This is a genomic window from Bradyrhizobium sp. WSM4872 (assembly GCF_055811715.1).
Window position 1 is genome coordinate 1 of sequence record NZ_JBVVPT010000058.1, and the last position, 8467, is coordinate 8467.

The window sequence follows — 8467 nt, forward strand, 5'->3', positions numbered from 1 at the left end:
GATTCCGGGTGAGGGGGGCTCTCCGCGGGGGAGGTGAAAGTTGGATTCGCGGAGAGTCCCCCTCACCCGGAATCCGCGCTTCGCGCGCATTCCGACCTCTCCCCGCAAGCGGGGCGAGGTGAACTGAGCGTGCGGACCGGCCACTTCAATCAACTATCGCTTCGCGTGAGAGTCGCAGGAGATCACGCCTTGCTCAAACCCGCCGCCTTCATCGCTTCGCCCATCTGGGCGTCCCCCTTGTCCATGAAGCTTGCGAACTGGCCGGCATCGCCCCACACGGTGCCGAAGCCGCGATTACCCATGAAGTCCTTGAACTCGGCGGAGTCGTAGACCTTCTTCAGCGCCGCGGTGAGCTTCGTTGCGATCTCCGGCGGCAGGTTCTTCGGCGCACCGATGCCGCGCCAGGCGCCGGTCGCGTAGTCGATGCCCATCGCCTCCTTCAGCGTCGGCACGTCCTTGAAGATTGGATTGCGCGCAGGCGCCATGATGGCAAGGCTCCTGGCCTTGCCGGCCTCGATGATGGCGCGGGCTTCCGGCACCGAACAGGTGGTGAGGTCGAGGCCGCCGGCGGCGAGGTCCTGCATCGCGGGTGCGGCGCCGTTCGACGGCACCCAGGCGACCTGGTTGGCGGGCAGGCCCATCGCCTGCATCCAGCCGACCAGCGCGAGGTGCCAGATGCCGCCCTGGCCGGTGCCAGAGGCCTTGAACTTGCCGGGAGGGGCGGCCTTGATGGCTTCCGCGAGTTCCTTCACCGTCTTGTAGGGCGAGGAGGAGGAGACCTGGACGCCCGGGGGATCTTCGTTCATCAGTGCCAGCGGGGTGTAGCTCTTCGGCGCCAGCTCGGTCAGCCCTTGCCAATGCATCATCGAGATTTCGACGGTGAGCATGCCGATGGTGTAGCCATCGGGCTGCGCGGTCGCGATCGCGGTATGGCCGACGACGCCGGAGCCGCCGGTGCGATTGACCACGTTGAAGGGCCGGCCGAGATCCTTCTCCAGAAGTGCTGCGACAATGCGCGCAGTCGCGTCGGTGCCGCCGCCCGCGCCCCAGGGCACGATCACGGTGACGGGCCGCGCCGGATAGGCTTGCGCAAGTGCGGGTGTGAGGCCGAATGCGGCCGACGCTGCAACCGCAGCGGAAGAGGCCGCAAAGCTGCGGCGCGTAATCTTGGACATGAATGCCTCCCAGCGGCGCCCATGATTTCGGGCGCTCTTGTCAATGGCGACATTCTAGTCGGCTTTGCAGCGCGGCTGCAAGGCAGCGCAACCAGCGCTCTGCGAGCAACCTGTCGCCGCTCAACACGATCACTGCGGTTCGTCCGCGTCGCTCTTCGGCCGCGCGCCACCGAAAATGCGGGTGCCTTCCGCGGTGAGATACGGCTTCAGCGTTTCCCACGGCACGAATGCGACATATTCGCCCTCGGCGTAGGGGCCGACTGCGTAGGGCGGGTAGTGGAAGGTGAGCCCGGAACTCTTGCCCGCGTCGGTTGACGGCGCGAGCGTCACCGCGCCGATCTTGAGCAGGTTCGGCTCCACGCTCTTGAACCATTCGTCGGTGGCGGTCTCGCTCGTATCGCGCTTCTTCTTCTCGATCTTCAACGATGCGATCACCGCCTTCACCATTGCCTTCATGGCCGGGCCGTTGTCGGCGGTCTCGGTGAAGAACGGGCGGATGGAGATGCGCTTGTTCTCCGCCTTGTCCCACAGGACCGTGTTCACGTCGGAGTTGGGATGGGCGCCGTGGGTGTCCATGTAGTCCTTGCGGAGAATGCTGACATAGCGGTCGGCGACGACGGAGCGGATCGCATATTTGCGCTCAAAGTCCCAGCCGCCATCCCTGAAGAATTGCGGATCCTCTTTGCGCGAGGCGGCGGCTTCAGCCGCGTTCTTGTCGAGCCATTTCCTGCCTTCAGTCAGGCAGTCGGCCGCCAGCGCCGCATCGACCTTGACCTTGTCGTCGAGGAAGACGCGGGCTTCGATGCTCTTGGTCTTGATGACCGCGTCGGGCTTGCGATCGGAGGCATGCGCGGTAGCCAACGACGCGCTGCAGGCTGCGACCACAGCTAGCGCGCGCATGAACGCTGGCGCGGAAAATATCACGCACTGTCCTTTCGAAGGTCGATGGCGACCTACTCCGCCGCCTCGCTATGCCCGAGCCGGGCGTTCAGCTTGCGGATCAGCTCCTCGGCCGCGTCCGCGATCACCGTGCCCGGCGGGAAGATGGCTTCGGCGCCGGCCGCGTAGAGCGCGTCGTAATCCTGTGGCGGCACCACGCCGCCGACGATGATCATGATGTCGTCGCGGCCCTGCTTCTTCAGCGCGGCCTTCAGCTCCGGCACGGCGGTGAGATGGGCGGCGGCGAGCGAGGAGACGCCGAGGATGTGGACGTCGTTCTCGACCGCTTGGCGCGCGGCTTCGTCGGCGGTCGCGAAAAGCGGCCCGATGTCGACGTCGAAGCCGATATCGGCGAAGGCGGACGCGATCACCTTCTGGCCGCGGTCGTGACCGTCCTGGCCGATTTTTGCGACCAGGATGCGCGGACGGCGGCCTTCCGCCTCCTCGAAGGCGTCGATCAGCGCCTGAACCTTCTCGACCCGGTTACCCATGCTGGACGCCTCCCGCTTGTAGACGCCGGTGATGGACTTGATCTCGGCACGGTGCCGGCCGAACACCTTCTCCATCGCGTCCGAGATCTCGCCGACGGTTGCCTTCGCGCGCGCAGCGTCGATGGCGAGCGCCAGCAGATTGCCGTTGCCTTCGCCGGCCGAGCGCGTCAGCGCCGCGAGCGCGGCCTCGACGTCCTTCTGGTTGCGTTCGGATTTCAGCCGCGTCAGCTTGTCGATCTGAAGCCGGCGGACATTGGTATTGTCGACCTTGAGGATGTCGATCGGAGCTTCGTCGGTCGACTTGTATTTGTTGACGCCGATCACCGCCTGCTTGCCGGCATCGATGCGCGCCTGGGTCTTGGCCGAGGCTTCCTCGATGCGCAGCTTTGGTACGCCAGCCTCGATCGCCTTGGCCATGCCGCCGAGCTCCTCGACCTCCTGGATGTGGCTCCAGGCTTTGGCGGCGAGGTCGCGCGTGAGACGCTCGACATAATACGAGCCGCCCCAGGGGTCGATGATGCGGGTGGTGCCGCTCTCCTGCTGCAGGAAGAGCTGCGTGTTGCGGGCAATGCGCGCGGAGAAATCGGTCGGCAGCGCCAGCGCCTCGTCGAGCGCGTTGGTGTGCAGCGACTGGGTGTGACCCTGCGTCGCCGCCATCGCTTCCACAGTCGTGCGCATCACGTTGTTGAAGACGTCCTGCGCGGTCAGCGACCAGCCGGAGGTCTGGCAATGGGTGCGCAGTGACAGCGAGCGCGGATCCTTCGGATTGAAAGGCTTCAGCAGCTTCGCCCAAAGCAGCCGCGCGGCGCGCATCTTGGCGACTTCCATGAAGAAGTTCATCCCGGTCGCCCAGAAGAACGACAGCCGCGGCGCGAAGCGGTCGACGTCGAGGCCCGCCGCAAGGCCGGCGCGAAGATATTCGACGCCGTCGGCCAGCGTATAGGCGAGCTCGAGGTCCTGCGTCGCCCCAGCCTCCTGCATGTGATAGCCGGAGATCGAGATCGAATTGTATTTCGGCATCTTCTGCGAGGTGTAGGCGAAGATGTCCGAGATGATCCGCATCGAAGGCGCGGGCGGATAGATGTAGGTGTTGCGCACCATGAACTCTTTCAGAATGTCGTTCTGAATGGTCCCTGAGAGCTTCTCCGGCGGCACGCCCTGTTCCTCGGCAGCCGCAACGTAGAGCGCGAGGATCGGCAGCACCGCGCCGTTCATGGTCATGGACACGCTCATCTGGTCGAGCGGAATGCCCGCAAACAGCGTGCGCATGTCGTAGATGGAATCGATGGCAACGCCGGCCATGCCGACATCGCCGCCGACGCGCGGATGATCGCTGTCATAACCGCGATGGGTGGCGAGGTCGAATGCGACCGAAAGGCCCTTCTGTCCGGCCGCGAGATTGCGGCGATAGAATGCGTTGGAGTCCTCCGCCGTGGAGAAGCCGGCATATTGCCGCACAGTCCAGGGCTGGTTGACATACATGGTCGGGTAGGGGCCGCGCAGATAAGGCGCGATGCCCGGATAGGTCTCGAGGAAGTCGAGCCCGGCCAGGTCGGCCTCGCTATAAGCGGGCTTCACCAGAATACCCTCGGGCGTCAGCCACGGCTCGGCGCTGCCTGATGGCGCGGCGCTCGTGGTGCGCTCGAAGGCGATGTCTGCGAAATCAGGAATGCGGCTCATGGTTTCAACCATATCATAGGCGCCTCAATCATGGTCCGGATGCTGATGGCTGACGATGGTCGCCATCTTTTCCGGCCCGTAATTCTGCTGTGTGGTCTGGCTTGGAAGATTGGCGATCCCGACCACCCAGCCGAGGCGGGACTCGGTGCCGAACTGCCGTGTCGGCACCACGTGGTCAGGACGGTCGAACGCGCCGGTCATGATCTCGATGCGGTCGCCGTCGATGCGGCCGAAGCTCAACGGCGTGCCGCAGGCGGCGCAATAGCCGCGCTCGGCGATGGAGGAGGAGCGGAAGAACGACGGCTGCCCCTTGGTCCAGGCAAAGTCCGTCGTGTTGATGTCGGCAAAAGAGGCGAACGGCGCCCCGCTGGCCTTTTGGCACATCCGGCAGTGGCAGATCGAAATCCTGTTCGGCGCCGTCATGACTCCGAAGCGCACTGCCCCGCATTGGCAGCCGCCGGTGAGAACGGGTTTGCCTGCTTCCGTCATGGCTGCTCCATCCGTCGATAAATGTCTTGCAGCGTCGCAAGCGCATCGCCACCGGCAAAGACGAAGCCGGTGACGCCGGCTGTACGCAGCGCCGCCTCTGCATCGGTCGGGCGGCCTGCCAGATAGATAAGTCGCGCCCCGGCGGTTTGCAGGGCCTGCGCCGCAGCTTCGGCGTGTTCCGCATACACCTTGTCGCTGGAACAAAGGCAGGCGAGCCCGGCGCCGGAGGCCTTGAAGGCGGCAGCCAACTGGGCCGGATCGGCGAAGCCCTCGCTATCGACGGCCTGGATGCCGCCGGTCTCGAACAAGCTTTTGGCAAAGGTCGCGCGCGCCGTGAAATCGGCGGGCGTGCCGAGATTGGCCAAGAACACTTTCGGCCGCGCGCCGTGGGCCTTCAAGGCCGCATCGGATTTGTCCCGCAGCGCCTCGAACGGTTCCGCCAGCCGGATCGGCGGCAGTGCGTCGAACTTGTATTTTTGCTCGCCATAAGGCGCCAGCGCGATCGGGGTCGCCTTCAGCACCGTCGTCTCGTTCTCGTGCAGGTTCGGAAATTCGCTGGCGCCGGTCAGCACGTCGCGGCGTTTTGCGATGTTGGCGTGGCGGGCTTTTCGCGCGGCCGCGACCTTGCTCTGGAACAGGCCCTGCTGAAGCGCAGCGAAGGCGCCGCCGGCTTTCTCGCTCTCCTGGAATAGCGCCCAGGCCGCGTCGCAGAGCTGGCCGGTCAGCGTCTCGATGCCGCCTGCGCCTGCCGCGGGATCGCTGACCTTGGCGAGATTGCTCTCTTCCAGCAGCACGAGCTGCGTATTGCGCGCCACGCGCCGCGCGAACGGATCGGGCAGGCCGAGCGCCAGCGTATGCGGCAGCACGGTGATCGCGTTGGCGCCGGCAAGTCCGGCCGCAAACGTCGCCATGGTCGCGCGCAGCATGTTCACATAGGGATCGCGCTGCGTCAGCATGCGCCAGGCGGTATCGGCGGCGATGAACAGTGGTCTTGGCGTGAGCCCGCACGCCGTCTCGATACGCGCCCACAGCAGCCGCAAGGCGCGGAATTTTGCCATGGTGAGGAACTGATCTGCATCCGCGGCAAGCCGCGCATAGACCATGCCCTGCGCCTGCTCCAGCGGAACGCCCGCGCCCTCGATCGCGCGCAAATAGGCGACGCCGCAGGCGAGCGCGAAGGCGAGCTCCTGCACCTCCGAGCCACCGGCATCGTGGATCACGCGTCCGTCGGCCGAGGCAAAGGGACCCTTGAAGCCGAGCGCGGCGAGGCCCTTGATGCCGCCAGTGATGGCCGGAACGATCTCGTCCCAGGTATAGGGGCTATGGCCCCACACCGCGGCGGCCGCGAGCGGGTCGAGCCCGAAGCGGATGTCGCAGGCCGCGGGATCGATGCCGTTGCTCTTCACATATTCCGCGACGTGGATCGCCGCCATCCGCGATTGGGGACCGATCTCGAGCTCCAGCCCGATGCCGGCATCGAGATGGATATCCTTCAAAATCTTTGCGACTGCGTCTGCGGTCGGTTCCAGCCCCAAACCGTGAGCGGCATTGCCGCCGGCGAACACCAGCGCCAGACCCGTCGCGCCATTTTCGAGATCGGTCAGTGCCTGCGCGTTCGCCGCACTTGCATCGGGTTGGTCGATCCGCTGCATGATCTGCCAGGGCGCCGCCGCCGGCCGCCCCACCACGGGCGCAACGCCTTTGGCGCGCGGATAGAGCGGATCAATCCTGATGCCGTCATAGGTCTTGCCGACCAGCTTCTCGAACGGCGCGCCCTTCAGCACGCCATCGACCAGCTTGCGCCAGTCGTCGACGGTCGCCTTGGGAAAATCCGCCGCCAGCGGCAGGTCGTCAGTCGCGGAGGTCATGCGGCGAGGGGCTCCCGAAAATCTTGTTGTTCGCAGGCGAAATTGCCACGGCCGGCCGTCCCTGCAAACGGTTGTTTTTGGTTAACCGGTATCCGGAAGCCGCTCAATGCCTTGTGTCGAGACGCTGGCGAGACCGTCACGGACGCGAACGCCTGCGATCACGCGCTCGGGCGCGATCTCGGCCAGCGGCACCAGCACAAAGGCGCGCTCGAACAGGCGCGGATGCGGCAGGGTCAGGTCGGGTTTCTGCATCGACACGTCGTCATAGGCGATCATGTCGAGATCGAGCGTGCGCGGGCCCCAGCGCCGCTCTTTATCGCGCGTGCGACCGAATTTCTGCTCGACCTTCTGCATCACGAAGAGCAGCGCATGCGGATCGAGGCTGGTCTCGATCTCGATGCAGGCGTTGATGAAGGGAGCCTGGTCCTCGTCGCCCCAGGGCGGCGTCGCATAGTCCGACGAGCGCGCGATCAACGCAGCCTGCGCCATGCCGCAGATATGGGCGATCGCCTTCTGGAAGGTCGCGCGGACATCGCCGACATTGCCGCCGACCGCAATCAGGACGCTCGCCATGTCAGGGGTGCCGCGAGCGCGTCAGCATGATTCCGACGTCGTCGAAGATCGCGGCGATCGGCGCATGCGGCTTGTGCACGGTGATCTTGACCGCACGGATGCGCGGAAAGTGCGACAGGATTGCGTCGGCGACCGCGCCGGCCGCGCGCTCCAGCAGCTTGTAATTGGTGTTCTTGAAGGCCGCGGTGGTGGTCGCCACGACGTCGGCGTAGGACACGGTGTCGGAGAGGCGGTCGGACCGCGAAGGCTCCGACAGGTCGGTATAAAGCTCGAGGTCGATGACAAAACGTTGGCCGACCTCGGTCTCGTGCTCCATCACGCCGTGGCGGGCATGGATCGACAGGCCGCTCACGAAGATCGTATCGGTCATGGCTTGCTCTCGATTGCGTGCGCCACTCGCAGGGCCTGCAAGGTCTCGGCGACGTCGTGGGTCCGGATGATTTTCGCGCCGCGCTGTGCGGCGATCAGATGCGCGGCGATCGACCCGGCGAGCCGCTCTGTCGGCTCCGACGGCGACACCGAGGCGATGAAGCGTTTTCGCGAGGCACCAACCAGGATCGGCAGGCCGAACACCTCCAGCTCGCCCAGGCGCGCCAGCGCGATCATGCTCTGTTCGGCCGTCTTGCCGAAGCCGATGCCGGGATCGAGCACGATCTTGTCGCGGGCGATGCCGGCTTTCGCTGCGATGTCCAGCGAGCGCAGGAAAAACGCTTTCATGTCCACGATGATATCGATCGCGGGATCGACGCTGTCGCGGTTGTGCATGACGATGACGGGGACGCCTCTCGCGGCGACCAGCGGCGCCATGTCGGCGTCCCGTTGCAGGCCCCAGACGTCGTTGGCGATGGCAACGCCCTGGTCGAGCGCGAAGGCCACCACCTCCGCCTTCATGCTGTCGATCGAGACCGGGACGCCGAGCGCCACGATGCCCGGTAGCACCGGCCGCAGCCGCGCCAGCTCATCTTCCGCCGTGACCGGCCGGGCGCCCTTGTAGGGCCGGGTGGACTCGGCACCGATGTCGATGATGTCGACCCCGGCCTCGATCATCGCCCGTGCCCGCGCGAGCGCCTGCTCGGGCGCGATGAAGTCGCCGCCGTCGGAGAATGAATCCGGGGTGACGTTGAGCACGCCCATCACCGCCGGGATCGGCCGCTCCAGCAGCGTCCGCAGCACGTCAAGCCCGACTGAACCGGCCGCCGGGACGGATGGGGAGGGCGAGGCATTCATGCGGCCCGCTTTAGCGGTCGGGGAG

8 protein-coding genes are annotated in these 8467 nt (G+C 65.8%); all 8 read right to left on the reverse strand.

The genetic code is table 11. The features are described from left to right. Nucleotides 1–182 precede the first annotated feature (182 nt). Nucleotides 183–1175, reverse strand: a complete 993-nt coding sequence (locus tag AC0L3C_RS35960) for a tripartite tricarboxylate transporter substrate binding protein (RefSeq protein WP_473410386.1) — start codon at nt 1173–1175, stop codon at nt 183–185. A gap of 129 nt (nt 1176–1304) precedes the next feature. Then, on the reverse strand, nt 1305–2075 hold the full coding sequence (locus AC0L3C_RS35965) for an RsiV family protein (protein WP_473410387.1): 771 nt from the start codon (nt 2073–2075) through the stop codon (nt 1305–1307). Nucleotides 2076–2128: 53 nt separating this feature from the next. Next, nucleotides 2129–4285: a methylmalonyl-CoA mutase gene (gene scpA / locus AC0L3C_RS35970; protein ID WP_473410388.1), complete on the reverse strand. Its 2157-nt coding sequence runs from the start codon at nt 4283–4285 to the stop codon at nt 2129–2131. 24 nt (nt 4286–4309) lie between these two features. Further along, nucleotides 4310–4774: a GFA family protein gene (locus AC0L3C_RS35975; protein WP_473277719.1), complete on the reverse strand. Its 465-nt coding sequence runs from the start codon at nt 4772–4774 to the stop codon at nt 4310–4312. Next, nucleotides 4771–6642 (reverse strand): methylmalonyl-CoA mutase family protein, encoded by a 1872-nt coding sequence (locus AC0L3C_RS35980; RefSeq protein ID WP_473277720.1) that lies wholly within the window; start codon nt 6640–6642, stop codon nt 4771–4773. Before AC0L3C_RS35980 ends, AC0L3C_RS35975 begins: the two co-directional genes overlap by 4 nt. A gap of 81 nt (nt 6643–6723) precedes the next feature. Beyond that, nucleotides 6724–7215: a 2-amino-4-hydroxy-6-hydroxymethyldihydropteridine diphosphokinase gene (folK, locus tag AC0L3C_RS35985; RefSeq protein ID WP_473263109.1), complete on the reverse strand. Its 492-nt coding sequence runs from the start codon at nt 7213–7215 to the stop codon at nt 6724–6726. A 1-nt stretch (nt 7216) separates the two neighbouring features. Continuing rightward, on the reverse strand, nt 7217–7585 hold the full coding sequence (gene folB / locus AC0L3C_RS35990; protein WP_473263110.1) for a dihydroneopterin aldolase: 369 nt from the start codon (nt 7583–7585) through the stop codon (nt 7217–7219). After that, complete coding sequence (gene folP, locus AC0L3C_RS35995; RefSeq protein ID WP_473277722.1) at nt 7582–8442, reverse strand: dihydropteroate synthase; 861 nt, start codon at nt 8440–8442, stop codon at nt 7582–7584. Before folP ends, folB begins: the two co-directional genes overlap by 4 nt. Nucleotides 8443–8467: the final 25 nt, after the last annotated feature.

What these genes read in the sequence shown, in the direction of transcription:
- AC0L3C_RS35960 (WP_473410386.1), bottom strand. Translation starts at nt 1,175, where the DNA reads ATGTCCAAGATTACGCGCCGCAGCTTTGCGGCCTCTTCCGCTGCGGTT.
- AC0L3C_RS35965 (WP_473410387.1), bottom strand. Translation starts at nt 2,075, where the DNA reads ATGCGCGCGCTAGCTGTGGTCGCAGCCTGCAGCGCGTCGTTGGCTACC.
- scpA (WP_473410388.1), bottom strand. Translation starts at nt 4,285, where the DNA reads ATGAGCCGCATTCCTGATTTCGCAGACATCGCCTTCGAGCGCACCACG.
- AC0L3C_RS35975 (WP_473277719.1), bottom strand. Translation starts at nt 4,774, where the DNA reads ATGACGGAAGCAGGCAAACCCGTTCTCACCGGCGGCTGCCAATGCGGG.
- AC0L3C_RS35980 (WP_473277720.1), bottom strand. Translation starts at nt 6,642, where the DNA reads ATGACCTCCGCGACTGACGACCTGCCGCTGGCGGCGGATTTTCCCAAG.
- folK (WP_473263109.1), bottom strand. Translation starts at nt 7,215, where the DNA reads ATGGCGAGCGTCCTGATTGCGGTCGGCGGCAATGTCGGCGATGTCCGC.
- folB (WP_473263110.1), bottom strand. Translation starts at nt 7,585, where the DNA reads ATGACCGATACGATCTTCGTGAGCGGCCTGTCGATCCATGCCCGCCAC.
- folP (WP_473277722.1), bottom strand. Translation starts at nt 8,442, where the DNA reads ATGAATGCCTCGCCCTCCCCATCCGTCCCGGCGGCCGGTTCAGTCGGG.